The sequence below is a fragment of the Pseudomonas sp. Rh2 genome (genome assembly GCF_040762985.1).
In the GTDB taxonomy this organism is placed as follows: domain Bacteria; phylum Pseudomonadota; class Gammaproteobacteria; order Pseudomonadales; family Pseudomonadaceae; genus Aquipseudomonas; species Aquipseudomonas taiwanensis.
Map to the genome: position 1 here is coordinate 1,846,216 of NZ_CP142890.1, position 24,898 is coordinate 1,871,113.

The 24,898-nt window shown below is 63.4% G+C and carries 25 protein-coding genes; 7 read left to right on the top strand and 18 right to left on the bottom strand.

What is annotated here, in order from left to right:
- The first annotated feature begins 83 nt into the window (after nucleotides 1-83).
- Nucleotides 84-422, top strand: a complete 339-nt coding sequence (locus VXM67_RS08355; RefSeq protein WP_023379211.1) for a helix-turn-helix transcriptional regulator — start codon at nucleotides 84-86, stop codon at nucleotides 420-422.
- Nucleotides 419-787: a hypothetical protein gene (locus VXM67_RS08360; RefSeq protein WP_023379212.1), complete on the top strand. Its 369-nt coding sequence runs from the start codon at nucleotides 419-421 to the stop codon at nucleotides 785-787. Before VXM67_RS08355 ends, VXM67_RS08360 begins: the two co-directional genes overlap by 4 nt.
- Here VXM67_RS08360 and VXM67_RS08365 read toward each other — a convergent pair.
- Nucleotides 769-1,725, bottom strand: coding sequence for an EAL domain-containing protein (locus tag VXM67_RS08365; protein ID WP_027906888.1), 957 nt, complete (start codon nucleotides 1,723-1,725; stop codon nucleotides 769-771). The two genes, VXM67_RS08360 and VXM67_RS08365, sit on opposite strands and share 19 nt — an antisense overlap.
- A gap of 118 nt (nucleotides 1,726-1,843) precedes the next feature.
- Complete coding sequence (locus tag VXM67_RS08370; protein WP_023379217.1) at nucleotides 1,844-3,925, bottom strand: carboxy terminal-processing peptidase; 2,082 nt, start codon at nucleotides 3,923-3,925, stop codon at nucleotides 1,844-1,846.
- Nucleotides 3,926-4,068: 143 nt separating this feature from the next.
- Here VXM67_RS08370 and VXM67_RS08375 point away from each other — a divergent pair, with 143 nt between their 5' ends.
- Nucleotides 4,069-5,031 (top strand): NAD(P)H-quinone oxidoreductase, encoded by a 963-nt coding sequence (locus VXM67_RS08375; protein ID WP_023379218.1) that lies wholly within the window; start codon nucleotides 4,069-4,071, stop codon nucleotides 5,029-5,031.
- 105 nt (nucleotides 5,032-5,136) lie between these two features.
- Here VXM67_RS08375 and VXM67_RS08380 read toward each other — a convergent pair whose 3' ends face one another.
- From VXM67_RS08380 to VXM67_RS08405, 6 genes are all read right to left on the bottom strand, one after another.
- On the bottom strand, nucleotides 5,137-5,790 hold the full coding sequence (locus VXM67_RS08380) for an HAD family phosphatase (protein ID WP_023379219.1): 654 nt from the start codon (nucleotides 5,788-5,790) through the stop codon (nucleotides 5,137-5,139).
- Between the two features lie 12 nt (nucleotides 5,791-5,802).
- Nucleotides 5,803-6,792 carry an ABC transporter ATP-binding protein gene (locus tag VXM67_RS08385; RefSeq protein ID WP_023379220.1) on the bottom strand — a complete coding sequence of 330 codons (990 nt, stop codon included), beginning with the start codon at nucleotides 6,790-6,792 and terminating at the stop codon, nucleotides 5,803-5,805.
- Between the two features lies 1 nt (nucleotide 6,793).
- On the bottom strand, nucleotides 6,794-7,588 hold the full coding sequence (locus VXM67_RS08390; protein ID WP_367237594.1) for an ABC transporter permease: 795 nt from the start codon (nucleotides 7,586-7,588) through the stop codon (nucleotides 6,794-6,796).
- On the bottom strand, nucleotides 7,578-8,417 hold the full coding sequence (locus VXM67_RS08395) for an ABC transporter permease subunit (protein ID WP_277686917.1): 840 nt from the start codon (nucleotides 8,415-8,417) through the stop codon (nucleotides 7,578-7,580). Before VXM67_RS08395 ends, VXM67_RS08390 begins: the two co-directional genes overlap by 11 nt.
- Nucleotides 8,414-9,220, bottom strand: coding sequence for an alkaline phosphatase family protein (locus tag VXM67_RS08400; RefSeq protein ID WP_023379224.1), 807 nt, complete (start codon nucleotides 9,218-9,220; stop codon nucleotides 8,414-8,416). Before VXM67_RS08400 ends, VXM67_RS08395 begins: the two co-directional genes overlap by 4 nt.
- 149 nt (nucleotides 9,221-9,369) lie before the next feature.
- Nucleotides 9,370-10,428, bottom strand: coding sequence for an ABC transporter substrate-binding protein (locus VXM67_RS08405; RefSeq protein WP_367237595.1), 1,059 nt, complete (start codon nucleotides 10,426-10,428; stop codon nucleotides 9,370-9,372).
- Nucleotides 10,429-10,756: 328 nt separating this feature from the next.
- Here VXM67_RS08405 and VXM67_RS08410 point away from each other — a divergent pair, with 328 nt between their 5' ends.
- Nucleotides 10,757-11,470 (top strand): UTRA domain-containing protein, encoded by a 714-nt coding sequence (locus VXM67_RS08410; RefSeq protein ID WP_202675940.1) that lies wholly within the window; start codon nucleotides 10,757-10,759, stop codon nucleotides 11,468-11,470.
- Nucleotides 11,471-11,507: 37 nt separating this feature from the next.
- On the opposite strand, the gene VXM67_RS08415 is transcribed toward VXM67_RS08410, so the two are convergent.
- The 7 genes from VXM67_RS08415 to minC all read right to left on the bottom strand — a co-directional run bounded on the left by VXM67_RS08415 (nucleotide 11,508) and on the right by minC (nucleotide 18,171).
- Nucleotides 11,508-13,661 carry a mechanosensitive ion channel domain-containing protein gene (locus tag VXM67_RS08415; RefSeq protein ID WP_023379227.1) on the bottom strand — a complete coding sequence of 718 codons (2,154 nt, stop codon included), beginning with the start codon at nucleotides 13,659-13,661 and terminating at the stop codon, nucleotides 11,508-11,510.
- 44 nt (nucleotides 13,662-13,705) lie between these two features.
- On the bottom strand, nucleotides 13,706-13,873 hold the full coding sequence (locus VXM67_RS08420) for a hypothetical protein (RefSeq protein WP_023379228.1): 168 nt from the start codon (nucleotides 13,871-13,873) through the stop codon (nucleotides 13,706-13,708).
- Between the two features lie 138 nt (nucleotides 13,874-14,011).
- Nucleotides 14,012-15,301: a M18 family aminopeptidase gene (locus VXM67_RS08425; protein WP_023379229.1), complete on the bottom strand. Its 1,290-nt coding sequence runs from the start codon at nucleotides 15,299-15,301 to the stop codon at nucleotides 14,012-14,014.
- Nucleotides 15,302-15,460: 159 nt separating this feature from the next.
- Nucleotides 15,461-16,096 carry an RluA family pseudouridine synthase gene (locus VXM67_RS08430; RefSeq protein ID WP_019472567.1) on the bottom strand — a complete coding sequence of 212 codons (636 nt, stop codon included), beginning with the start codon at nucleotides 16,094-16,096 and terminating at the stop codon, nucleotides 15,461-15,463.
- Nucleotides 16,097-16,243: 147 nt separating this feature from the next.
- Complete coding sequence (minE, locus tag VXM67_RS08435) at nucleotides 16,244-16,498, bottom strand: cell division topological specificity factor MinE (protein WP_003252572.1); 255 nt, start codon at nucleotides 16,496-16,498, stop codon at nucleotides 16,244-16,246.
- A 3-nt stretch (nucleotides 16,499-16,501) separates the two neighbouring features.
- Nucleotides 16,502-17,314 (bottom strand): septum site-determining protein MinD, encoded by an 813-nt coding sequence (gene minD, locus VXM67_RS08440; RefSeq protein WP_023379230.1) that lies wholly within the window; start codon nucleotides 17,312-17,314, stop codon nucleotides 16,502-16,504.
- A gap of 98 nt (nucleotides 17,315-17,412) precedes the next feature.
- A complete protein-coding gene (minC, locus tag VXM67_RS08445; RefSeq protein WP_027906883.1) occupies nucleotides 17,413-18,171 on the bottom strand; it encodes a septum site-determining protein MinC in 759 nt (252 codons plus the stop codon).
- A 111-nt stretch (nucleotides 18,172-18,282) separates the two neighbouring features.
- Here minC and VXM67_RS08450 point away from each other — a divergent pair, with 111 nt between their 5' ends.
- Nucleotides 18,283-19,218, top strand: a complete 936-nt coding sequence (locus tag VXM67_RS08450) for a lipid A biosynthesis lauroyl acyltransferase (protein ID WP_023379232.1) — start codon at nucleotides 18,283-18,285, stop codon at nucleotides 19,216-19,218.
- A gap of 53 nt (nucleotides 19,219-19,271) precedes the next feature.
- Nucleotides 19,272-20,414 (top strand): patatin-like phospholipase family protein, encoded by a 1,143-nt coding sequence (locus VXM67_RS08455; protein WP_023379233.1) that lies wholly within the window; start codon nucleotides 19,272-19,274, stop codon nucleotides 20,412-20,414.
- Nucleotides 20,415-20,465: 51 nt separating this feature from the next.
- Here the strand turns inward: VXM67_RS08455 and VXM67_RS08460 are convergent, their stop codons facing one another.
- Both VXM67_RS08460 and VXM67_RS08465 read right to left on the bottom strand, forming a co-directional pair.
- On the bottom strand, nucleotides 20,466-21,275 hold the full coding sequence (locus VXM67_RS08460) for a VacJ family lipoprotein (RefSeq protein WP_023379234.1): 810 nt from the start codon (nucleotides 21,273-21,275) through the stop codon (nucleotides 20,466-20,468).
- Entirely contained in the window at nucleotides 21,268-22,566 is a 1,299-nt protein-coding gene (locus VXM67_RS08465) for a serine protein kinase PrkA (protein ID WP_023379235.1), read from the bottom strand. Before VXM67_RS08465 ends, VXM67_RS08460 begins: the two co-directional genes overlap by 8 nt.
- A gap of 208 nt (nucleotides 22,567-22,774) precedes the next feature.
- Between VXM67_RS08465 and VXM67_RS08470 the strand changes: the two genes are divergently transcribed.
- The gene (locus tag VXM67_RS08470) at nucleotides 22,775-23,140 is read left to right on the top strand and encodes a hypothetical protein (protein WP_023379236.1); all 366 of its coding nucleotides are present in this window, start codon (nucleotides 22,775-22,777) and stop codon (nucleotides 23,138-23,140) included.
- A 37-nt stretch (nucleotides 23,141-23,177) separates the two neighbouring features.
- Here the strand turns inward: VXM67_RS08470 and VXM67_RS08475 are convergent, their stop codons facing one another.
- The gene (locus tag VXM67_RS08475; RefSeq protein ID WP_023379237.1) at nucleotides 23,178-24,743 is read right to left on the bottom strand and encodes a glycoside hydrolase; all 1,566 of its coding nucleotides are present in this window, start codon (nucleotides 24,741-24,743) and stop codon (nucleotides 23,178-23,180) included.
- Between the last annotated feature and the right edge of the window lie 155 nt (nucleotides 24,744-24,898).

Below are 24,898 nucleotides of genomic sequence, written 5' to 3' on the forward strand. Positions count from 1 at the left end.
CAGACTCCCAAGCTTGGTAATATAATTGGCATAAGGATTATGCCTACGGATTACATGCCGTAATCCTACGTGAGGGGGTTGTAATGGGTATTCAGGTTATCAGCCGGGACGGTCAGCCCGAGTACGCAGTCGTTCCATGGGAGCAGTATCAGGCGCTGCTCAAGGCCGCCGGGCAGGCGCCAGCGGTCGCCAGCGTCGCAGCCAGCGAGGACGACAAACCGAGCGCCAGGCTGCCGGATTTCAGTGAGGTTGCCCAGTTGCGCCAGGCCAAGGGCCTGGCACCTGAGCAGTTGGCCCGTAATGTCGGCGTCAGTCCGGCGTATCTGGCCATGATCGAGTCGGGAGAGCGCCAGCCAGACGCTGCGATTCGCCGCGCTCTGGCCTGGCATCTGGGGGTGGCCGGCTGGAGCGAGCCATCATGAGTCAGGTCAGGATCAGCCGCCAGAATTGGGATCACCTGCTGAGCGAGCTTGACCTGGCCCGACGACAGCGCCACTTGCTCACCTACCGCGCCCTGATCGAGCGCCTGCAATTGCCCAGCCCGGCCATGCAGACACTGACCGCCGCGCTCGAGTACCTGGCCGTGCTGGATGCTCGCGCCGAGCAGCCGCTGCGCAGCTCGCTGGTGATCAGCCAGGGTGCCAGCCGACTGCCGCGTACCGGGTTCTTCGAATGCGTCGAGCGCCTGGGGCGGTTTTCCGGACCGGTAGATGGGATGGAGGCAGCCTCCTGGCATGCCTCGGAGGTGGTTCGGGTGTTCGAGTACGCTTACCCCGAAGAGGCGTGAGGTATCGGTACTGGCGCTATCGTCGGTACCGACATCACACTGCGATGAATCTGGCCGCAGGGTTTGCCATCCCCATCGAGCACCGCCAGTGTTTCAAGGTGGGCATGGCGGCGGAACGCATCGAGCATCTGCCCAACCGTCGCATTCAGGCTCACGCTGGGGCGTTCGCTCGGGCGCGTGTGCAAGGGCACCGGCAGGTTGTCCTTCATCCCAAACTCCAGCGGTCTCCCCAACAGATACCCCTGCACCAGGTCCACCCCCATCTCCATCAACACCGCCAGCTCTTCGGCCAGTTCTATACCCTCGGCGATCACCTGCGCCTTCGAGGCGCGGGCGATTTGCAGAATCGAACCGACGAATTCGCGCTTTAGCGGGTCGCAGTGGATACCGTCGATGAAATGGCGGTCGATCTTGACGTAGTCCGGGCGCAGTTCCGACCACAACCGCAGGCTCGAATAACCGGCCCCGAGGTCGTCCAGGGCAATGGAAAAGCCCATGTCGCGGTAATGGTGCAGTGCATTGAACAGCAGCTGGAAGTCATCGGTGGGCGTTTGCTCGGTCAACTCGATCACGACCCGGCTGGGCGACAGCCCCAGCTGTTCCAGCAGCTTGAGGGTACGGCCGGACGGGTAGTGCGGTTCAAGCAGTGACTCCGGCGAGATGTTCAGGAACAACTTGCCTTCAAGGTTCTGCTCGCTGAAGCGGCGGCAGGCGCTTTCCCGGCAGGTGGCTTCCAACTCGGTCAGGCGGCCTGCCTGGCGGGCGATGGTGAACAGGTTAAGGGGCGAATGCAGCGGGCTGTTGGACGGGCCACGGCTCAAGGCCTCGTGACCGAAAATGCGTCCATCGTTGGGGCTGATGATCGGCTGGAACAGGCTGTGAATACTGCGATGAGCCAAGATGGCGCTCAAGGCACTGAGCTGTTCGGCGACGGTCATGACGGTTTCCTGAAAGTGAAAGGGCCGGACGTTTTCACGCCCGGCCCTCTTATTTCACGACAACCCGATGACTGTTTAATGACAGGTCGCATTATTCTGCCATTACCGCATCGTTCCCTCAGTGCTTGGCCACCGCCGAGCTCAGGCTCAGGTAGTCGAGCAGGATGCGACCGGTTTCGGACAGGTAGGCGTCATCCTCCGGCTTGGTGTTCTCCTCCTCGGCCGGCAGGGCGTCTTCATCCTCTTTCTTCAGCTCCTTGAGCGGTTCCTCACCCTTGGCCTTGCGGCGGATGTTCTCCAGCGCCAGTTGCTTGCCCTCGATCTCGTCGTGGCGGGCACGGCGTGTCTGCTCGTTGAGGCTGACGGTTTTCTCGTTCATCAGCTTCTGGGTCAGCGCCAGGCGGTCACGGATATAGGTGAACTCCGCATCCTTGGCGCTGCGTGCTTCATGCTGCGCCTTGAGCTGGGACAGGAACGGCTTGAACGGGTCGGCAGCAGGCCTGACCACCGGACGGATGGTGTCCCACGGCATAGCCTCGGGCAGGGCGCTCTCGCCGATTTCCTTGGTGTCGATGATCGACGGGTAGTCGATGTCCGGCAGCACGCCCTGGTGCTGGGTGCTCTGCCCGGAAACCCGGTAGAACTTGGCCAGGGTCAGCTTGAGCTCGCCATGGTTGAGCGGCTGGATGGTCTGTACGGTGCCTTTGCCGAAGGTCTGGCCGCCGATGATCAGCGCACGGTGGTAGTCCTGCATGGCGCCGGCGAAAATCTCCGAGGCCGAGGCCGACAGCCGGTTGACCAGCAGCGCCAGCGGGCCTTTGTAGAAGGCACCTGGGTTCTCGTCCTCGAGCACATCGACGCGGCCGTCACTGTTACGCACCAGCACGGTCGGGCCTTTCTCGATGAACAGGCTGGTCAGCTCGGTGGCTTCCTGCAACGAGCCACCGCCGTTGTTGCGCAGGTCGATGACCACGCCGTCGACTTTCTCTTTCTGCAGTTCGGTGAGCAGTTTCTTCACGTCGCGCGTGGTGCTCTTGTACTCGGGGTCGCCTGCGCGGTAGGCCTTGAAGTCCAGGTAGAACGCTGGGATCTCGATGATGCCCAGTTTGTACTCACGACCGTCCTGCTTGAGCTTGAGCACCGACTTCTTCGCCGCCTGCTCCTCGAGCTTGACCGCCTCGCGGGTGATCGAAACGATCTTGCTGGTCTGGTCGTTAGGCGCGTTGCTGGCCGGGATGATCTCCAGGCGCACCACCGAGCCTTTCGGGCCACGGATCAGCTTGACCACTTCGTCCAGGCGCCAGCCGACCACGTCGACCATTTCCTTGTTGCCCTGTGCTACGCCGATGATCTTGTCGGCCGGGGCCACCTGCTTGGTCTTGGCCGCGGGGCCAGCCGGTACCAGGCGCACGATCTTGACCTGGTCGTTGTCGCTTTGCAGTACCGCACCGATGCCTTCGAGCGACAGGCTCATGTTGATGTCGAAGTTCTCCGCGTTGTCCGGCGACAGGTAGTTGGTATGCGGGTCGTAGGACTGGGCGAACGTATTGATGTAGGCCTGGAAGATATCTTCGGCACGGGTCTGATCCAGACGCGCCAACTGGTTCTTGTAACGCTTGGTCAAGGTTTCCTGGATCTGCTTGGGATCCTTGCCGGCGATTTTCTGGCGCAGCACTTCGTCTTTCACGCGCTTGCGCCACAGGTCATCGAGCTCGGCCTGGTTCTTCAGCCACGGTGCATCCTTGCGATCGACCAGCAAGGATTCGTTGGCAGTGAAGTCCATCTTGTCGACACCTTTGGCCAGTTCGGCCAGGGCGAAGTCCAGACGCTGTTTCACGCGGTCCAGGTAACGCTTGTAGATGGTGAAGCCTGGGTCGAGGTTGCCGCTCTTGAGGAAATCGTCGAATTGCGTTTTCCATTTGTCGAATTCGGCAATATCGGCCGCGGTGAAGTAGCTGCGCGCAGGGTCCAGCAGCTTGATGTAGCTGTCATAGATGATGACCGAGCGGGCATCGTCCAGTGGCGGTTTGCTGTAATGGTGCCGCTTGAGCAGCTCCACCACGTTGAGGCTGGCGACGATTTCGTCGCGGTCCGGCTGCAGGCTGTCCCACTTGTTGGCGGCCGCCGCATTGCCGCCGAGCGTAAGGCTACCCAGGCCAATCATCAGGGCCAGGGCGGTGCTTGGAAGGAAATGCTTCATGCTGATTCGACGTGGAGGCAATTGATCACGCATAGTAGGCCGTCTTTTCCGTTCGCCGGTTCCATCAGAGCCGGACGCATACTGCAAAAAGCCTGGGAAATGCTTGCCCAGGCTCAGTCATATGATTCAACTATGGAGGCACTGTGAAGGCATTGCAAGGCGTTGACGGACATGTGGCCTGGGTCGAGGCGCAGCGCCCGACCTGTGACGCCGGTCAGGTACGTATTCGCGTGGCCGCTGCGGGGCTGAATCGAGCCGATTTGCTGCAAATGAAAGGTCTTTACCCGCCACCGCCAGGCGCCAGCCCCTACATGGGCCTGGAGTGCTCGGGTGTGATCGAGGAAGTGGGTGCCGGCGCCGACTGGCGCATCGGTGACCGGGTCTGCGCGCTGTTGGCCAGTGGTGCGATGGCCGAGGAAGTGGTGGTCGATGCCCGCCATGTGCTGCCGGTACCCGAGGGCCTGAGCCTGCATGAGGCGGCGGCCCTACCCGAGGTGTACGCCACGGCCTGGCTGAACATCTTCCAGCTCGGTGCGGCCAAGGCCGGTGAGAAGGTGCTGGTGCACGCCGGGGCCAGTGGTGTGGGTTCGGCGGCAATCCAGTTGGGCAAGGCGTTCGGCAACCCTGTCTGGGTCAGCGTTGGCTCCCAGGACCGCCTGGCCTATTGCCAGGCGCTGGGCGCTGCAGGTGGCGTCGTGCGCAACGCGAACCTGGAAGACCTGGAAGGCTTCGGGCCGTTCGATGTGATCCTCGACCCGGTGGGCGCCAGCTATGGGGAGTTGAACCAGAAGCTGCTGGCCCGCGATGGTCGATGGGTGATCATTGGCCTGATGGGCGGGCGCAAGGTCGAGTTCGACCTGGCATTGGTGCTGGGCAAGCGTCTGCAGATCACCGGTTCCACGCTGCGTAACCGGGACGATGGCTTCAAGGCCGAGCTGCTGCGTGAGCTGCAACAGCAGGTGTGGCCGCTGTTTGCCGAAAAACGGTTGTCGCCGCAACTGGTCGACACCTACCCCGTGGAGTTTGCCCAGGCGGCCTATGCCGAGCTTGAGAGCAACCAGGTATCGGGCAAGCTGGTCATGGTGATCGACCCAAGCCTGGCCTAAGCAGGCTCTGCCCTTTCGTGGGTAAGCCCGCTCCCACAGGATAAACTGCGGTCCCTGTGGGAGCGGGTTCCACCGCGAGGAAGCTGGTACAGCTCACCTGGCGCTTCAGGCCCAGCTCAGTACCGGCCAGCCATTGGTCTGGGCATGCTCCCGCAATACCGAGTCCGGGTTCACCACGTGCGGGTAGTCCACCTTCAGCAGCAGCGGCAAATCGTTGCGCGAGTCTGAATAGAACGTCGCTCCTTCAAGATTCTCCTGCTCCTGGTCCAGCCACTCCAGCAGCCGCGTGATCTTGCCCTCGCGGTAGGTCAGCACCCCATGGGTCTTGCCGGTATACACCCCGTTCACCGCCTCCAGTTCGATCGCCAGGTATTCGTCTACCCCCAGCCGCGCCGCAATCGGCCCGACCAGATGGGTGCCCGAGGCGGAGATGATGAGAATACGGTCGCCACGCTTGCGGTGCTCGGCAATGCAGCGGCACGCATCGCCGAAGATGATCGGCTCGATCACGTCCTCGACCCAAGGCTCGACCAGGTGCTCGACCTCTTCCAGGGTGCGTCCGGCAATCGGCTCCAGGCTGAAGGCCATGTAGTCCTCCATCGCCAGGTGGCCTTTGCCGTAAGCCTCCATCAGTTCATGGTCGCGCTTGAGGAACGACGTGCCGTCGACCCAGCCGAGGCGGGCCATCTGCTCGCTCCATAGCGACGCACAGTCGCCGTGGATGAGGGTTTCGTCCAGATCGAAAATTGCCAATGCCATAGCGGTAATCTCCTAGGCCACTTCGCGCAGCGCCGTGGGGTCGATCGACAGCGAAACACGCTGGCCGTCGGCATGCAGATCCGCCGACGAACGATTGAGCACGTCCACCACCAGCTCCACATCGCGTACCTGGACCCGGTAGCGGATCACATTGCCGAGCAGGCTGTGGCTGCGTACCTCGCCGTCCAGATCGCCATCTGTGCCCAGGGTGATGGACTCCGGACGGATCGCCAGGCGGCTGTTCACCGGGCGCTGCAGCAGGCGGCTGGCGCTGTCGGCGTCCAGCAGGTTGTAATTGCCAATGAAGCCGGCGGCGAACAGGTCCACCGGCGCGGTGTAGAGGGTCTCGGCATCGCCGCTCTGGACGATGCGCCCCTGGTTCATCAGGAAGATGCGGTCAGACATCGTCAACGCTTCCTCCTGGTCGTGAGTGACGAAAATCGTCGTCAGCCCCAGTTCACGCTGGATGGCGCGGATCTGCTCGCGCAGGTGCTTGCGGATGCGCGCATCGAGCGCCGACAGCGGTTCGTCCAGCAGCAACAGGCGCGGCCGGGTCACCAGCGAGCGGGCCAGGGCCACACGCTGGCACTGACCACCGGAAAGCTGGTGCGGGTAGCGCCCGGCGAAACTGCCCAGCTCCACCAGCTCCAGGGCTTCGCGCACCCGAGCCTGGCTTTCTTCGGCGCGGACCTTCTGGATACGCAGGCCGAAGGCGACATTCTGCTCCACGGTCATGTTGGGGAACAACGCATAGCTCTGGAACACCATGCCGATCCCGCGCTTCTGCGGGCTCAAGGGCACCAGGTCCTGGCCATCGAGCAGGATCTTGCCGCTGTCCACCGGGGTCAGCCCGGCAATGCAGCGCAGCAGGGTGGACTTACCGCATCCGGACGGACCGAGCAGGGTGACGAACTCGCCACGTTCGATCTGGCAGTCGATGTCGTGGAACACCGGGCTGCCGGCGTAGCTTTTGTGCAGTTTCTGTACGCTGACGAAGCTCATGTCAGGTTTTGTCCTTGTTCAGTCGGTTGGCGACCCAAGTCAGTACCAGCACGAAGGCGAAGTACGAGATCACCAGCGCGCTGTTGAAATGGCCGCTGCTGTTGCGCATGTTGTTCAGGTATACCTGCAAGGTCTCGTAGCGCGTGCCCACCAGCAGGTTGGCGAACACGAATTCGCCGAACAGGAACGAAAACGACAGCAGCAGCGCCACCATCAGGCCTTTGCGCAGGTTCGGCAGTACTACCAGGAACGCCGCCTGCCAGGTACTGGCACCCAGCAGTTGCGCGGCGTCCATCAGGTCGCGCAGGTTGATGGCCTGCAGGTTGTTGGTGATGGCCCGGTACATGAAGGGCAGGGCGATGGTGAAGTAGCAACCGATCAGGATCCACGGCGTGCCGACCATCGCCATCGGCCCGCTGCCATACAGCTGCAGCAGCCCCACCGAAGACACCACCGGCGGCACCGCGAACGGCAGCAGGATGAGGATGTTCATCAGCGCGTCGAGCTTGGGGAAGTGGTAATGCACCACGAACAGCAGCGGCAGGATCAGCACCACCGACAGCACCAGCGCACCGATGCACACCAGCAGCGACTGGCCGAAGGCGGCCAGGAAACGCGGTTCGCTCCACAGCGCTACGTACCACTTCAAGGTCAGGCCACTGGGCAGCAGGCTGGCCGACCAGCTGGTGGCCAGCGAGTAGAGCAGGGTGCCGGCCAGCGGCAGCAGCAGGATGAGAAACAGCAGGTACACCACGACGCGGTGGTAGAGGCTGCCGCGGGCAGATTCATCGCGCATGGTAGCTCCTTTTCAGCAGCCATTGATGGACCACGGTCACAAGGGTCATCAGCCCCACCAGCACCATCGCCAGGGCACTGGCCAGGTTCGGGTCGAGGGTGATGTCACCGGCCACCAGCGCCGCGATGCGGATCGGCAGCACGTTGAAGTTGCCGGTGGTCAGGGCGTAGACCGTGGCGTAGGCGCCCAGGGCGTTGGCCAGCAGAATGACGAAGGTGCCCAGCAGTGCCGGGGTCAGCACTGGCAGGCCGATGTGTCGCCAGTACTGCCAGTGGCTGGCGCCGAGCAACGCGGCCGATTCGCGCCAGTCCTCGCGCAGGGCGTCGAAGGCGGGGTAGAGCAGCAATACGCCCAGCGGGATCTGGAAGTAGGTGTACACCAGGATCAGGCCGCTCTTGGAATAGATGCTGAAGTCCTCGAGCAACCCGACCTGCTTGAGCAGCAGTGTCAGCGCACCGTTGAAGCCGAGCAGGATGATGAAGGCGAAGGCCAGGGGTACCCCGGCGAAGTTGCTGGTCATGTTGGCGAACGCGCTGACGAAGTCGCGCAGGCGCGAGTCCACCTGGCGCAGCGAGTAGGCACCGAGTGTAGCGACAACGATGCCGAACAGGCTCGACCAGAAGCTGATTTCCAGGCTGCGCTGCAATGCTTGCAGGTAGAACTTCGACGCGAACACTTTGCTGAAATTCTCCAGCCCCCAGCCGGCTTCCGATTGCACGCTGTTGAGGGCGACCCAGCCCAGCGGGGCGATCTGGAACACGATGAAGAACACGGCGAACGGCAGTAGGCAGAGCAGGGCCAGGTAACGGCCGCGATGGCTGGCATTCACTTGAGAAGCTCCCGGCACACGGGTTTGTCGTGGGGGGCACCCAACAGTTCGCAGAGGGTTCCGCACAGCTCGGTCTGCAGCGGCTTGGCCGCCGGGTCGAGGCTGAAGGCTTCGCCGAAGACGAACAGCGGCACTTCGCGTTCCTCGGCCAGCAGGCCATTGTGCGAGCGGTCGTTGTTCATGCCGTGGTCGGCGGTGACCACGACCTGGTAGCCCTCTTCGAGCCAGCGTGGCAAGTAGTCGGCGAGCAGGATATCGGCCGAGCGGGCAGCGTTACGGTACTGGCTGCTGTCCAGGCCATGGCGGTGGCCGGCGTCGTCGATGTTCATCGGGTGCACCAGCAGGAAGTTGGGCGCATGGCGGCGGCGCAGGTACTCGGCGTCGGCCAGCAGGTGCGAGTCAGGGTAATGGTCGGCCCAGTAGAACAGGCCGTGCTGGATCGGCAGCTTCGGCGCATGGGTGTGGCGGTCGCGCAGCGGGTCGAACGGCGAACGGTTGTACAGCTCGCTTATCCAGTGGTAGGCCGCCGCCGCCGTGCCCAGTCCCGCCTCGCGGGCATAGTGGAACACACTGCGCTGGTTGGACAGCCGGTTGACATTGTTGTGCACGATGCCGCTCTCGATGGGCGGAACACCGGTGAGGATGCACTCGTACAACGGCCGCGACAGCGAGGGCAACTCGCATTCCACGCGGTACAGCGCGGCGCGGTCGGCTTCGACGTAGGCATGCAGGTGACCCATGGCATGGTAGGCCACCTGATGGTTGAGGCCGTCGAGCAAGACCAGTATGACGTTGTGGTTCATTCAACACTCCAGGCAAGGGACCGGGGAGGACCATGCCCTCCGATCGCCGCTCCCACAGGCTTCCCGTCGTCCGCTGGGGCGACGCAACGACCTGTGGGCGCGGCCGTGCGTCGCGACGGGCCGCATAGCGGCCCCAGACAGCGAGTGCCTCACTCCATCTCGATGATCACTTGTTCCTGCCACATCTGCGGCAGTTTCTTTGAAGTCGCCTCCCAGGCCTCGGCGTTCTTGATTGGCTGGGCCGCCTTGTACTGCTCGTTCGGCAGCAACTTGGCCTGCACATCTTCCGGCAGCTTCAGGTGCTCGGCACGGATCGGCCGTGCATGGCCCTTGGCCAGGTTGATCTGCCCGGCATCGCTGAAGATGTATTCACGCGCCAGCTTGGCGGCGTTGGGGTGCTTGGCGTACTTGTTGATGATCGTGGTGTAGCCGGAAATCACCGAGCCATCGGACGGGATCAGCACTTCGAAACGCTTGGGGTCGATCTGCTCGCGGTAGCTCAGACCATTGAAGTCCCATACCACGCCCACTTCCACCTCGCCCTTCTCCAGGGTCTGGATGGTCGGGTTGGCCAGCGACAGGCGTTTCTGCTGGGCCAGCTTGGTGAACAGTTGCAGGCCCGGGGCCAGATTGCTCTCGTCGCCTTTGAAGGCAATCGCCGCAGCCAGCACGCCGTTGGCCGCTTGGGCCGCGGTACCGACGTCGCCGATGGCGACCTTGTACTTGCCTTTTTCCAGGTCATGCCAGGAGGTTGGGCGTTCGCCTTCCTTCACCAGGTCCTTGTTGATGATGAACGCGATGGTGCCGGTATAGGCCAGGGCCCAGTGGCCGTCCTTGTCCTTGGCCCACTCCGGTACCTGGTCCCAGGTGCTTGGTTTGTAGGGTTGGGTTACGCCCTTGGTGGCGGCGATGGGGCCGAAGGCGGCCCCGACGTCACCAATGTCGGCGCTGGCGTTGTCCTTTTCGGCTTCGAACTTGGCGATTTCCTGGGCCGAGCTCATGTCGGTGTCGCTGTGCTTGAGACCGTACTTGCTGGCCAGGTCTTCCCAGGTGCCTTTCCAGTTGGCCCAGGCATCGGGCATGCCCACGCTGTTGACGGTGCCTTCCTTGCGGGCGGCCTCTTCCAGGGCCTTGAGGTCCGCGGCCATGGCCGAGGTGCAAAACGCGATGGCCGAACCGAGCAGTGACGCCATGAAGAACTTTTTCATCCGAAGCTCCTTGGGTGAGTGCCTAATCGATCGTTGTTATGAGTGAAACCTGTGCTTGAGGACCGTTGGTCTAGGTCAGCAAACCTTGAGCCAAGGTAGGCTGCTTGCGTGACAGTTTGATGTTGGGGAAGGCCGGTTTGGGCTGGCGTGGCTTCCTGGAACTACAGCGTAGACCAGATGGCGGCCCTGAATTTGCTGGCTTGGCCCGGATCTGGCAACGCGCTGTCAAAGCCTTTGTCACAGGATGTTCATCAGCCCTGCCTAGGCTTGCACTATTCTCCAGATGCCCTGTTATGGGGCTGGACTAGTCCAGATAGGTAACCATTTGATGCAGTCGACGCCACCGCGTGCGGTAACAGCCATCTGTCACGCCCTGCAGGAGCAGATCGAGCACGGCCTGCTGGCGCCGGGTGGCAAGCTGCCGGCGGAACGCAAGCTCAGCGAGGTGTTTGCCACCACCCGCATCACCCTGCGCGAGGCCTTGGTGCAGCTCGAAGCCCAGGGGCTGATCTACCGGGAAGAGCGGCGCGGCTGGTTCGTCGCCCCGGAACGACTGACCTACGACCTGATCGAACGCAGCCACTTCCACGCCATGGTGCGGGAGCAGGGCAGAGAGCCGCGAACCCAGTTGTTGTCGGCACGCTTGCAGCCCGCATCGGCCGCCATCTGCGCCCGCTTGCGCTTGCCAGCGTTGTCCAGTGTGGTGCGCATCTGCCGTTTGCGGCGCATCGATGGGCGTGCGGTGCTGTATGCCGAGCATTACCTCAACCCCAAGTACTTCCCCGATATCCTCGAGCAGGACCTGGCCCAGTCGCTCACTGAAATCTACGGGCGGGTATACGGGATCCGCTATGGGCAGGTCTGCTTCGAGATCTTGCCAACGGCCTTGCCAGTGGATGCGGCCAGCGCGCTGAAAGTGTCCGCGGGCAGCCCGGGGCTGCACATCACCCGGGTCAACAGTGACCAGCATGGGCACCTGATCGACTGTGACCTGGAGTATTGGCGCCACGATGCGATTCGCATTCGGGCGCAGGCGGGGTAGGCAGTGGCCCTTTCGCGGGTTTACCCGCGAACAGGCCCTAACTGGAAGCGCTGGCCTCGCTGACGCCACCCCCGCCTGCCGTCACCACCTGTACCGACAGCCGCGGCGTCGCCAGGTCCAGCCCCGCCTCGTCCAGTTGCCGTTTCAACGCCAGGTTGAATGCCCGCGACACTTCCCACTGCTTGATCGGCGCGGTCTTGAACCGCGCCCGCAGAATCGCCGAGCCAGACTCGAAGCTCTCGACACCCTGCAACTCCAGCGGCGACCAGATGTTACGGCGCATCAGCGGGTCGTTGCGCAGCTTCTGGCCTACCTCGCGGATCAAGCTGATGGCCTGGTCGATGTTCATGCTGTGGGGAATGGCCACACGGAAAATCGCATAGCCGAACTCCCGCGAGTAGTTCTTGATGCTCTTGATCTCACTGAAGGGAATGGTGTGCACGATGCCGTCGATGTCCCGTAGGCGCACGGTGCGGATGGTCAGGCCTTCCACGGTGCCCAGGTGCCCGCCGACGTCCACGTAGTCATCGATGGCCAGCGAGTCCTCGATGATGATGAACAACCCGGTGATCAGGTCGGCCACCAGCGATTGGGCGCCAAAACCGATGGCCAGGCCAATCACACCGGCACCGGCCAGCAGCGGGGTGACGTTCATGCCCATGTTGGCCAGGGCCACGATCACCGCGATGATGAAAATGGCCACGAACATCACGTTGCGGATCAGTGGCATCATGGTTTGTGCACGGGCGTTGGCCATGCCCCGGCGCGAGCGTACCAGCGCGTGGTGCACGGCGGTATCGGCCAGGATCCAGACCAGCCAGGCGGCAATCAGCGTACCGGCCAGGCCCAGCAAGCGCAGGCTGACCTCGTGGCCCTCGCCCTCGGCGAACCCGATCATCGACAGGCCCCACACCCGAAGGCCCAGCTCGATGAACAGCAGCCAGATGAACAGATGCACCAGGGCATAGCCGAAATTGCGCAGTCGCTCGGTGTAGACGGCCTGGCGTTTGTTGGCGCGTTTCGGGTTGGCCGCGTGGCGGCGCACCAGGCCGTTGAGCACCATGCATACCACCACCAGTACGGTGCACATCAGCGACTGGCGCAAGGCAGTGCTGGTGTCGCCGGCCGAGACGAAGGTGGCGAACAGCGAAATGGCCACCAGGATCAGCGCCGGGATGAACCAGAAGCTGCCGAGGATCTCGATGGTATCGCTGAGGGTGCGCCGGGTCAGGCGCCGGGACAGCGGTTGGTTACGGATCAGGTGGGCGATCGGGCGTCGGAAGCGCAGGATGAACAGCCCGGTGCACAATGCCGCGATCACGTTGGCCAAGGTCGCCAGGGCGTGGGCCAGGTGGCTGCCCAGGGCGGCGGTCAGGCGAGGGTCGCTCATCGCCTCGCCGAACGCGGCGAAACTGCCGATCAGCCACAGCGGGCGGAAGGCCTGGTGACGCAGGATGTGCAGCGCGCGGTGGCGGTGCGGGCCGTCGAGCAGCGAAAAGGCGATGACGCAGATGGCCGAGAAACAGGTGCCTACCACCAGTGCGTAGGCCAGGACCATGGCCATCGACTTGCCCAGCGAGGGGGGCAGGGCAAAGCTCAGGTAGACGGTGAAGATCAACGCGACCAGCCAAGGTCCGAGTTTGCGCAAGGCAAAACGCACCAGGTCCCAGGTGCGCGGGTGGTGGGGCAGTTCCTCGGTCAGGCCAAAGCGCACGCGCACGCGGTGGCCAATCCAGTTGAAGGCATAGGCCAGCAGGCTCCACACCGCGATGACGGCGGCAAAGCCAAACAGGATGGCGGGCCACTGGTGCACCGGCACCATCAGTGCCGTCAGCTCGGCCTGGGCCTGGTCGATCTCCTGGGACCAGCGATTGAACGGGCTGGCATCGCCGCTGAACTGCTTTTCCAGATCGTGCAGCGCACCGCCAATCAGCCCCAGCACGCCTTGTTCCACGGTGGGTTGCGACTGTTTCGTGGCATCGCGCAGTTTTTTCAGGTCGGCCAGCAGTTTGGCCCGCTGCTGGTCGTTCTCCAGGTTCTTGATGACCTCGTCCAGCGACTTGGCCAAAGGTTCGCTGGCTTCGGGTTGCGCGCTCGCGCTCGAACCCAGCAGGCCGGGAAGCCCAGCGGCCTGGACCGGGGTGATGAACAGAAACAGCAGGAAGGTCAGGCAACGCAGGAGGGCAGGCACCGGTAAATCTACCTCAGGTCAAACGATTGACCGAGTGTAGAGGTTTATGACGGCAGTTGCTCCAGGATCTTCCAGCAGGTGAGGCCGAAGATGCCAAGGGTGCCGATCCACATCATCAGTACACCGATGTTGCGCTCGCGCAGGCTGAAGCCGATGGTCAGCAGCATCAGGAACAGGAAGACAGGGACGAACAGGGACAGGAAGGGGGACATGGACAGCAATCCTTGTGCTTTGGGGCATGTCTTAAGCATAGCGGTTCAAGCGGGTTGGGGCTTGATCTTGAGCAGGTCCGGGCTGATCGCCGACAAGCCTCGTCCTGTGGGATCGTGCTTGCCGGCGATGTGTCTGGCTCAGGGCAATTCGCGGCTGCGGTAGAACGCCGTCAGTACCTTCACCAGGTGCGCCAGGTCATGGCTGCCGCACAGCTCGCGGATCGAGTGCATGGCGAAGGTCGGCAGGCCGATGTCGACCGTGCGTACACCCAGATGGCTGGCGGTGATGGGGCCGATGGTCGAACCACAACCCATGTCGCTGCGTACCACGAAACTTTGTACCGGTACTTCCTCGGCCATGCACAGGTGGCGGAAGAAGCCGGCGGTTTCGCTGTTGGTGGCGTAGCGCTGGTTGTTGTTGACCTTGATCACAGGGCCGGCATTGAGTTTCGGGCCATGGTTGCCATCGTGCTTGTCGGCATAGTTGGGGTGTACGCCATGGGCATTGTCGGCCGAGACCATCAGCGAGCGCTGGAGGGTGCGCACATAGTCGTCACCGTCGGGCAGCAGGCGCTGCAGGGTCTGCTCCAGCATCGGGCCGTCAGCGCCGCAGGCCGAGCACGAGCCAACTTCCTCGTGGTCGTTGCACACCAGTACGCAGGTTTCGTCGCTGTCGGCGGCCAGCAGGGCCTGCAGGCCGGCGTAGCACGACAGCAGGTTGTCCAGGCGGGCACCGGCGATGAAGTCGCCGTTCAGGCCGACCAGTGCGGCGTCCTGGGTGTCGTAGAAGCTCAGTTCGTAATCCAGCACCACGTCGGCATTGAGGTCGTGCTCGCGGGCCAGCTGCTCGGTGAGTACGGCGCGGAAGTCGATACGCTCGTCGCCCGCCACCTGAGCCAGGATCGGCGGCAGTTCGTTCTGCGGGTTGATCGCCCAGCCCTCGTTGGCGGTGCGGTTCAGGTGGATCGCCAGGTTGGGGATGATCGCGATCGGCAACTTGAAGTCGATCAGTTGGCTTTCGACCTTGCCGTCGCGGCGGAAGGTGACCCGCCCAGCCAGCGACAGGTCGCGGTCGAACCACGGGGCCAGCAGGGCGCCGCCGTACACTTCGACGCCCAGTTGCAGGAAGCCCTGGCGCTGCAGCTCGGGCTGCGGCTTGACCCGCAGGCAAGGGCTGTCGGTATGGGCGCCAACCATGCGGATACCGCCCAGCAGGGGCGATTGCTTGCCCAGCTTGACGGCGATGATCGATGAGTCGTTGCGGGTTACGTAGTAGCGCCCACCAGGCACGGTGGCCCAGCTGTCGCGTTCGTCCAAGCGCTGGTAGCCGGCCGCCTCGAGGCGCTGGGCCAGGCTGGCGGTGGCGTGGAAGGGCGTCGGGGAGGCCTTGAGGAATTCGATCAGGCCGGCATTCAGGGAATCGCGCATAACTCACTCCAGACAGCAGTGGCGCGAGTTTAGCGCAGTTGGTCGGGAAAATGTGCCGGCCTCTTCGCGGGCAAGCCCACACAAGTTGACCTATGCCCTCAAGGCCAGTGGTGTTCCTGTGGGAGCGGGTTTACCCGCGAAGAACCCAGCACCGATGGATCAGAACGGCGCCGGACACTCGAACTTCAGGCGCTCGCCGGACACCGGGTGGGTAAAGCTCAGCATCGACGCATGCAGGCACAGCCGCTCATGGGCTGCCAGCGCCTCGGGGTTGGCGTACAGCCGATCCCCCAGCAGCGGATGGCCGATCGACAGCATGTGCACACGCAGCTGGTGCGAGCGCCCGGTGATCGGCGTCAGCTCGACCCGGCAATGATCACCGCAGCGCTCGACGATGCGCCAGAAGGTCAGGGCATGCTTGCCCTGCTCATGGTCGACCACGTGGCGCGGCTTGGTGGGCGGGTCGTAGCGCAGCGGCAGGTCGATGCTGCCGCTGTCCAGCGCCGGCTGGCCCCAGCACAGTGCGGTGTAGGCCTTCTCCGTCTCGCGGTCGTGAAACTGGCGAGACAACTCGCGATGGCTGTCGGCGTCGCGGGCGAGCAGGATGATGCCGGAAGTTTCCCAGTCCAGGCGATGAACGATCAGTGCATCCGGGTAGCCGTTTTCCTGCAGGCGGGTGATCAGGCAGTCCTTGTTGTCCTCGGCACGGCCTGGCACCGACAGCAGCAGGGTCGGTTTGTTGATGACCAGGATGGCGGCGTCTTCGTGAAGGATCTGGATGTTCGACAGCGGCATTGCGGGGTCTCTGTGAAAGCGGGGTAAACCATTGGGGCCACCTTGCGGCCCATCGCCAGCAAGCCGGCTCCTACCGGTTGGGTGTAGGAGCCGGCTTGCCGGCGATGGGCTGCAAAGCAGCCCCAATGATCACAACCCGATGCCGAATCAGCGATCCGGCAGGGTGATGTTCAGTTCCAGAATCGAGCAGCTACCCTGGTTTTCCAGCTCGATGTGCACATCGTCGTTGCCGATGTTCACATACTTGCGGATCACTTCGAGCAGTTCTTTCTGCAGGGCCGGCAGGTAATCCGGCTCGCTGCGCTGGCCGCGCTCATGCGCCACGATGATCTGTAGACGCTCTTTCGCTACCGACGCGCTGGTCTGTTTCTGTCTGCCACGAAAGAAGTCAAAAAGGTTCATGGTTTACTTGCCTCCAAACAGGCGCGCGAAGAATCCTTGCTTCGGCACTTCGATGAACCGCAGGGGCTTTTCTTTGCCCAGCAGACGGTCGACGGTATCGCTATAAGCCTGGCCGGCATCGCTCTGGTCATCGAGGATGACCGGGATACCCTGGTTGGAAGCCTTGAGCACCGCCTGGGACTCGGGGATTACACCCTTGAGTTTGATCGCCAGGATCTCTTCGACGTCGGCGATGCTCAGCATTTCGCCTTTTTCCACGCGCTCGGGGTGATAGCGGGTGATCAGCAGGTGTTCCTTGATCGGCTCTTCACCGTTCTCGGAGCGGCGCGACTTGCTCGACAGGATGCCCAGCATGCGGTCGGAGTCACGTACCGAGGAAACCTCTGGGTTGGTCACCACGATGGCTTCGTCGGCGAAGTACATGGCCAGGTGCGCGCCTTTCTCGATACCGGCAGGCGAGTCGCAGATGACGAAGTCGAACTGCTCCTTGAGCTCCATCAGCACCTTTTCCACGCCTTCCTGGGTCAGCGCGTCCTTGTCACGGGTCTGGCTGGCGGCCAGCACGTACAGGTTCTCCAGGCGCTTGTCCTTGATCAGGGCCTGCTGCAGGTTGGCTTCGCCGTTGACCACGTTGACGAAGTCGTACACCACGCGGCGTTCGCAGCCCATGATCAGGTCGAGGTTACGCAGGCCCACGTCGAAGTCGACGATGACAGTCTTGTGGCCACGCAGTGCGAGGCCGGTACCGATGGCGGCGCTGGTAGTGGTCTTGCCCACTCCCCCCTTGCCGGAAGTAACCACGAGAATCTTGGCCAAGGTGTTTCACCCCTAAATTAAGTCGGGACGCGGGTCCCTGCAAAATACAAAAAACGGCAACGCACAAAATGTTGCCTAAAAATGTCGGCAAGTATCCGTTAAAGACGGGTGATGTTCAACACGTCGCCAGACAGGCTGACCTGCACACCCGAGCCCCACAGCGGGTCGCGGCGCAGGTCTTCGCAAACCTTGTATTGGCCAGCGATCGAGACCATTTCGGCGGTCATTTGCTGGCAGAAGATACGCGCCTTGGTGTTGCCCTTGATACCTGCCAGGGCACGGCCGCGCATGGCGCCGTACACATGGATGTTGCCATCGGCGAGAAGTTCCGCACCTGGGCTGACCGAACCTGTGACCACCAGGTCGCCGCCCTGGGCGTAGATCTGCTGGCCGCCACGCACCGGCGAGGTGACGATGCGGGTCGGGCGCACCTCTGGCTCGGGCGGTGGCGGCGGGGCAGGGGCCGGCTCGGGCTTCTTCACTTCGGGCTCGGGCTCGAGCGGTCGCTCGCGGGCCCCGGACGGCGGCAGCACCGGCAGGTCGATGGCGATCGCCGCGGCGATGTCCTCGATACGGCTGGCACGAATCGCCAGGGTACGCAGGCCATGGTGGCGACAGATGCGCATCAACCCAGGCAGGTCGATCGCCCCTTCGTCGGCCGGCAGCTTGTCCAGCGCCAGCACCAGCGGCGTGTTGCTGAAGAAATTCGGGGCCTGAGCCACTTTCGCCGCCAGCTGGCGATCGAGGGCTTCGAGGTCGTTGCGCCCCAGTTCCAGCACAGTGATGGCGAGCATGCTGCCCTTGAGCTGGAACACGGTGGGGGTGTCGGGTGTGTGGTTTGGGCTCATGGTCTGCATAGACGGCTTGTTGCGAAAAAAGTGCCCTGACTTATAACGATAAGACCGGTTGGCCGCAACCGGCGGCGAACCGATGTAGAATGCGCGCTCTTTGTCTTGCCGGAAGCTTCAATGGAACGCCCGCGTTTTCGACCCTATTTCCTTCACCCGCGATTCTGGGGCCTGTGGCTGGGCCTGGGCCTGCTGTGGCTGGTGGTGCAGCTGCCCTACCGTGCCCTGTTGTGGCTTGGCAGTGCCCTGGGCGCGCTGATGTACCGGGTGGCCGGTGAGCGCCGGCGCATTGCCGCACGCAATCTGGAGCTGTGTTTCCCGGAGTTGTCGGACGACGAACGGCGGCGTCTGCTCAAGGCCAACTTCGCCTCCACCGGCATCGCATTCTTCGAAATGGCCATGAGTTGGTGGTGGCCGAAGGCCAGGCTGGCTCGCCTGGCGCACATCGAGGGGATCGAGCACTTGCAGGCAGCCCAGCAGGCGGGCCAGGGCGCGATCCTGATGGCCGTGCACTTCACCACCCTGGAAATCGGCGCCGCATTGCTCGGCCAGGCGCACACCATTGACGGCATGTACCGCGAGCACGGCAACCCGCTGTTCGACTATATCCAGCGTCGCGGTCGCGAGCGTCACAACCTCGATTCGCTGGCCGTGGAGCGTGAGGATGTGCGCGGGATGCTCAAGTTGCTGCGTTCGGGCCGGGCGATCTGGTACGCACCGGATCAGGACTACGGCGCCAAGCAGAGCCTGTTCGTGCCGCTGTTCGGCATTCCGGCGGCAACCGTGACCGCCACCACCAAGTTCGCCCGCCTGGGCAAGGCGCAGGTCATTCCCTTCACCCAGAAGCGTCTGGAAGATGGCAGCGGCTATCGTCTGGTGGTGCATCCACCGCTGGCCGATTTCCCTGGTGAAAGCGAAGAGGCGGATTGCCTGCGTATCAACCAGTGGGTCGAAAGCGTGCTGCGCGAGTGCCCCGAGCAGTACCTGTGGGCGCACCGACGCTTCAAGTCGCGCCCTGAAGGTGCGCCACGGCTGTACGACAAGAAAAAGCGCTGACCTCCCGTGTGGCCAGTTCCGGCGATTAAAGTCAGAACAGACAGGATGAATCGATGACCTCAACCACAGGCCTGATCCTTTCCGGCGGCGGTGCCCGTGCTGCCTATCAGGTCGGTGTGCTGGCCGGCATCGCCGAGCTGCTGCCACCCGGTGCGCCCAATCCGTTCCCGGTCATCGTCGGCACCTCGGCCGGCGCCATCAACGCCGTGACCTTGGCCAGTGGCGCCACCCGCTTCACCGAGGCGGTGCACCGGCTCACCGCATTCTGGCAGAACCTGCGCAGCCACCTGGTGCTGCGCAGCGACTGGCCTGGCGTCATCCGTCAGGCCAGCCGTTTTGTCGCGCACAACCTGATGGGGCTGGGAGGGCCGGTGCCGGTCGCGCTCCTGGACAACCGACCCCTGCATCGCCTGTTGCAGTCGCACTTGGACCTGGATGGCATCGGCCATGCCCTGGCCAGCGAACAGCTGCGCGCCGTGGCGGTCACCGCTTTCGGCTACGAGTCAGGGCAGGCGGTGACCTTCTACCAGGCCCGTAGCACCATCGAGTCGTGGTTGCGTCATCGACGCATCGGTGTGCCCACGCCCCTGACCATTGAGCATCTGCTCGCCAGCGCGTCTATCCCGTTGCTGTTCGCGCCGGTAAGGCTGGGGGACGAATACTTCGGTGATGGAGCGGTACGTCAGTCCGCCCCTATCAGCCCGGCCCTGCACCTGGGCGCCAGCCGGGTGCTGGTGGTGGGGGTCAGCGGCAACCCCCAGCGGCCGGCACCGCCCCTGCCGACCCAGCGCGTGTTCAGTGGCCAGCAGCCCAGCTTGGCGCAGATCGGCGGGCACATGCTCAACAGCACGTTCATCGACAGCCTGGAAGACGATATCGAGCTGCTCCAGCGCCTCAATTACCTGAGCCGCCTGTTGCCGGCCCACCTGGACGCGCGGCGCCTGGGCCTGGCGCCGATCGATGTGCTGGTGGTGGCGCCCAGCCAGCCGCTGGACGAGATCGCAGCGCGGCATCGGCGTGAACTGCCTGCGGCTTTGCGGCTGTTCCTGCGCGGGCCGGGCGCCACCCGGACCAGCGGAGCGGGGGTGTTGAGTTATCTGCTGTTCGAGGCCAGTTACTGCAGTGAATTGATCGAACTCGGGCGGCGGGATGCGCTGGCCAAGAGCAAGGAACTGCGCCAGTTCCTCAACCTCTGAGCCATCGCGGCCGGCTTGCCGGCGATCGGGCCGCACGCGGCCCCTGCTCTGTCACTCCGCTATCTGCAGCTTGCGCGCCTGGGTATACACATACCGCACCTTTTCGTACTCGAACGGCGAGTTCAGCTGGCCATAGCGGAATTGGGTGGTGTAGCGCTTGTCCACCACACGCAGTGCCAGGATTTCCGGGTGGTCCGTACTGGCCTCGGCAACGTTCAGGTAGTTGGCCGCCTGCTCGCCAACGTAGTCCACCACCTGCCCCGTGGTGTCGCGCAGGTTCGAAGGCCCGAGGATCGGCAGCATGATGTAAGGCCCGTCAGGCACGCCATAGAACCCCAGGGTCTGGCCGAAGTCTTCGCTCTGACGCGGCAGGCCCATCTTGGTTGCCGGGTCCCACAGCCCGCCGACGCCGATGATGGTGTTGAACATCAGCCGCGCGGTGATCTGCGCCGAGCGCTTGACCTTCAGCTGCAGCACGCTGTTGGCCAGGTTCGGCACATCACCCAGGTTGTTGAAAAAGTTGCTCACGCCGGTACGCACGAAGCTTGGGGTGACGTAGCGGTACCCGTCGACCAGCGGCAACAGCACCCATTGGTCGAAGCGGTAGTTGAAGTGGTAGATGCGCCGGTTGATCGACTCCAGCGGGTCATAGATGTTCAAGGCTTCCAGGGTCGAGCGCTCGAATTCGCGCTGATCGAGCCCAGGGTTGAATTTCAGTTCGCGCAGCGGGTCGAGGAAACCATCGGACTCGGGGGTCACGACCGGGTCGGCCTCGATCACGCTGGCTCGCGGCGCGCGCTCTGCCGCCAGGGTGTTGCCAGCAGCGAGGAGGGCGCAGACAAGCAGCAATTTCTTAACCACGGAAGAACTCCAGCATGGCGTCGCTGTTGACGCGGTAGTTGAGGTTGCCGCAATGGCCGCCATGGGGGTAAAGGGTCAGGCGATCACCGAACACCCTGCGCAGGAAACCGATATCGCCTGGGCCGAGGATGACATCGTCGGCATTGTGCATCACCGCGATCTTATCGTTGTTGCGCAGGTAGTCTTCCAGGGCATAGAGGCTGGCCTGGTCGATCAGTTGCAGGATGCTGCCGCCGTCGGTGCGTGCCCGCCACATGGGAATGACCTGCTCGGTCAGGTAGCAGTCGAAGTCGCATTGCAAGGCGCGCTTGAAGAACGGCGTCAGGCTGCTGCCCTCGGTGATCGGGAACTTCGGCGGAATGATCAGGCCACGGCGGTTGATCAGGTCGGAGGTGAAGGCGATGTCGGCTGCCGAGAAACGGAACGAGGTGCCGATCAGCATGGCCATCTGTTCGTTGGACAAGTGCTGGCGTGACTGCTGGAAGTCGTACAGCAGGGCATCGTTGAGGTCGATGTAGCCTTTTTCCTGGAAGTAGCGGGTGAGCTTTTTCAGCATCAGTTCATAGAATGTGGTGCTGCGGTTGATGCCTTTGACCTGGGTCTGCACCAGTTTGTCCAGGTTGTTGATCGAGGTATACAAGTTGACCGGCGGGTTGAGCAGCAGCACGCGCTTGAAGTTGAAGCTGCGGCGGGTTTCGTCGAGGTGGCTGACGAACGCTGCGTCCAGTGCACCGAGGCTGTAGCCGGTGAGGTAGAAGTCCTTCACTGGCAGGCGCGGGTGCTGCGCACGTACCGCCTGCATGACCCGGTACATGTCCTCGGCGTCCTCCTGGCTGACGCCCGGTGTGGCGAAGCGCGAGGCGGCGCTCATGAAGTCCCAGCTGGTGGGCGACGACAGTTGCACCACATGGAAGCCGGCTTGGTAGAACAACTTCTTCAAGTACTCGTTGATGCTGCTGGAGTAGGGCGCGCCGGTGCCGGCGATGATGAAGATCAGCGGCGCTTCGCGGTCCTGGCGGGCCAGGCGGTACTTGAGTTTCTTCACCGACCAGAAGTTGTCGGGCAAGGTGAATTCGCGCTCGGGGCGCAGGTTCAGGCTGTAATCGGCCTGGTTGATGTCATCGTCGCTGGGCAAGGCCGGGCGCTGCTCGGGCGGCGTGGTGGCGATGGTGGCCTCGAACGGGTTGGTCAAGGGGTAGCCGTAGCTCGCGGCGTCAATATCACGCGCCGACGCGGCCACAGCCATGAGCAGGCCGCAGAGCAGGGCGGCAAGGCGCAAAGGTCGAAGCATGTGTTCCCCCAGAAAAGCGCAAGGTAATTCGGTACGCAGGCTAGGACCACGTTATCCGGGGCAAAGTTGCCCGGTGCGGTGGTCTTTGTCGCCCCAGATGTTATGGCGATGCAGGTTCTGTGCACCTTAGCTGTCGGGATGTGATTTTGCCTTAGTCCTAGGCCTGGGCGATCATGAAGACCCTCGATTACCGCTATTGGAGAACTGGATGTCTCGTTCGTTGCCGGCCATTGTGCTGCTCACGGCGCTGGCCTTGTGGCTGGCTGCAAGCTACGGCGTGCGCTATGGGTTGATGGAAGACAGCCAATGGGTCGGGCTGTGCACGGCGCCTGGCGAGTACTGGCAGTGCCAGGCGCGCGCGTTGCTGGGGTTGGGGATCCATTACCAGCTACTGGCCTGGGCCGGGCTGGGCCTGGCGTTGCTCGCCCAGGTGGTGCCGGGCAGGGCGGGCTGGTGGTTGGCGGTGCTGGCACTGCTGTTCGGCATTCCGGCTTTGGTGTTGTATACCGCCAGCATGGCGGTGTTCGCCGTGGTTTTGGCCGGGTTGCGGTTGGTACGGCGGGGTAGGGATTGAGATGCGCAAGGGTTGAATGCCAAGGTGGGCTGCAGTTTCACGCCTTCCTAAGCCGCAGGCTGCGCCACAACGCGCCCACCATCAGCACACTCACCACCGCCCAGCTCCAGGCCTGCTGGTTTTCAAGCCCTTCCCTGAACAGCTGCGGCGCCACGCCAGCACCCACGATCAACGCCAGCAAGGCCGCTTCCGCCCGCGCCGTTGCCACTGGCCGCAGCAGGTACACCACCGCCGGCAAAGCCAGCGCGGCGGTGGGGAAACTGCGGTAGCGTGGGTCGAACACCATCGCCAGCATGCTGACCGCCGCTGCGAAACCTCCAGCGAGCAACAGCCATCCGGCGCGCGCCTGCAACCAGGCGAACAGCCGCGCTCGCCAGCCTTCGTGGCGCGTCAGCGCCAGCACACCGTGCACCAGCACCAGCAGGTTCAGCGCAGCCAGCAGTAAAGCCCACACCCATTCACCGGCAAACCGAGCATGGGTGCGCATCAGCTCGCCCCACAGCCCCAGGCAGGCTGCACCAAACGCAGCCAGTAGCGGCAGCAGAAAAGCCGCCTCAGGCGTCGCAGGGCGCCCGGCCAGCAGTAGCAGGGCCGCCATCAGCATCCCGCAAGCCAATAGCCACTGCGGCCAATAGGGCAGGTTGCTCACGGGCCCTTCCAGCACGCCTTTGTCCTGCCGGTCGGCGTCGTAAAGCCCCCAGTAACCTCCCACCGCGCCCTCGCTGGCGCGCTTCCAGGGCTGGTCGAAGGCCTCGATGAGGTTGTAATCCCAGCCGTTTGCCTCAGCCATGGCGACGAAACCGCGGATGAAGCGTGCTTCGTTGACCCGGCTGGGCACGGCGGTTTCCCGTTGGCGGCCTTCGCTGGGCCAGCCGGTTTCGCCTATCAGGATGTTCTTGGGGGCGAAGCGGTTGCCGAACACGCGGCGTACCTCGGCAACATGGGCCAGGGCATCGTCTATGCCGCGTGGGTCATCTTCCCAATAGGGCAGCAGGTGAATGGTCAGGAAGTCCACTGCAGGTGCCACCTGTGGATGCTGTAGCCAGAACTCCCAGACATCGGCGTAGGTCACCGGCACCTTGACCTGGGCCTTGACCTTGGCGATCAACCCCGCAAGCCGTTCACCGGTGACCTCCTTGCGCAGCAGCGCCTCGTTGCCGACGATCACCGCGCTGACCACATCGGGGTTGGCGTTGGCCGCCGCGATGAGCAAGTCCACCTCCTTTTCGGTGTCCACCGGATTGGCGTTGACCCAGGCCCCAAGCATCACCTTCAGGCCGTGTTTGCGGGCCAGTGCAGGAATGGCTTCAAGACCGGTCATGGAATAGGTGCGGATGCACTTGAATCGTTCAGCCAGCAGCGCCAGGTCGGCGTCCATCCGCGCCGGGCGCAGGCGAAATGGCTGGTCGAAAGGGGACTGGTCCTTGTCGAAAGGGGTGTACGAGGCGCACTGCAGCTTGTGCGTGGGGCTCGCCGCATCGGCCAGGTGCACCGGCTTGCCAAGCCCGTACCAGAGCGCCCCAAGCCCGATGAGGGCCAGCAGGCAGGCAAGCAGGTATACAGGCAGCGTCCAGCGGGCAGCAGTGGGCATCAGGCGGTCCATCGTCAGGCACAAAAGGATAGATAGTAGCCTGGCGCCAATGCTTTGGCATGCAAGGATCGCGCAGAGCGGAGCAGAGATATGGCGCTAATGGCGAAGTGCTGTCGCATATGGTTCGGGTAAAGGTCGCAGATGGAGCAGGGGTGCCTGTGTGGCAG

Coding starts and splice junctions, on each gene's coding strand:
- VXM67_RS08390 (WP_367237594.1), bottom strand. CDS start 7,588: ATGCGCGATGAATCTGCCCGCGGCAGCCTCTACCACCGCGTCGTGGTG.
- VXM67_RS08365 (WP_027906888.1), bottom strand. CDS start 1,725: ATGACCGTCGCCGAACAGCTCAGTGCCTTGAGCGCCATCTTGGCTCAT.
- VXM67_RS08405 (WP_367237595.1), bottom strand. CDS start 10,428: ATGAAAAAGTTCTTCATGGCGTCACTGCTCGGTTCGGCCATCGCGTTT.
- VXM67_RS08355 (WP_023379211.1), top strand. CDS start 84: ATGGGTATTCAGGTTATCAGCCGGGACGGTCAGCCCGAGTACGCAGTC.
- VXM67_RS08450 (WP_023379232.1), top strand. CDS start 18,283: ATGGAACGCCCGCGTTTTCGACCCTATTTCCTTCACCCGCGATTCTGG.
- VXM67_RS08385 (WP_023379220.1), bottom strand. CDS start 6,792: ATGAGCTTCGTCAGCGTACAGAAACTGCACAAAAGCTACGCCGGCAGC.
- VXM67_RS08370 (WP_023379217.1), bottom strand. CDS start 3,925: ATGAAGCATTTCCTTCCAAGCACCGCCCTGGCCCTGATGATTGGCCTG.
- VXM67_RS08455 (WP_023379233.1), top strand. CDS start 19,272: ATGACCTCAACCACAGGCCTGATCCTTTCCGGCGGCGGTGCCCGTGCT.
- minE (WP_003252572.1), bottom strand. CDS start 16,498: ATGAACCTTTTTGACTTCTTTCGTGGCAGACAGAAACAGACCAGCGCG.
- VXM67_RS08475 (WP_023379237.1), bottom strand. CDS start 24,743: ATGGACCGCCTGATGCCCACTGCTGCCCGCTGGACGCTGCCTGTATAC.
- minC (WP_027906883.1), bottom strand. CDS start 18,171: ATGCAGACCATGAGCCCAAACCACACACCCGACACCCCCACCGTGTTC.
- VXM67_RS08425 (WP_023379229.1), bottom strand. CDS start 15,301: ATGCGCGATTCCCTGAATGCCGGCCTGATCGAATTCCTCAAGGCCTCC.
- VXM67_RS08420 (WP_023379228.1), bottom strand. CDS start 13,873: ATGTCCCCCTTCCTGTCCCTGTTCGTCCCTGTCTTCCTGTTCCTGATG.
- VXM67_RS08400 (WP_023379224.1), bottom strand. CDS start 9,220: ATGAACCACAACGTCATACTGGTCTTGCTCGACGGCCTCAACCATCAG.
- VXM67_RS08470 (WP_023379236.1), top strand. CDS start 22,775: ATGTCTCGTTCGTTGCCGGCCATTGTGCTGCTCACGGCGCTGGCCTTG.
- VXM67_RS08430 (WP_019472567.1), bottom strand. CDS start 16,096: ATGCCGCTGTCGAACATCCAGATCCTTCACGAAGACGCCGCCATCCTG.
- VXM67_RS08360 (WP_023379212.1), top strand. CDS start 419: ATGAGTCAGGTCAGGATCAGCCGCCAGAATTGGGATCACCTGCTGAGC.
- VXM67_RS08380 (WP_023379219.1), bottom strand. CDS start 5,790: ATGGCATTGGCAATTTTCGATCTGGACGAAACCCTCATCCACGGCGAC.
- VXM67_RS08465 (WP_023379235.1), bottom strand. CDS start 22,566: ATGCTTCGACCTTTGCGCCTTGCCGCCCTGCTCTGCGGCCTGCTCATG.
- VXM67_RS08410 (WP_202675940.1), top strand. CDS start 10,757: ATGCAGTCGACGCCACCGCGTGCGGTAACAGCCATCTGTCACGCCCTG.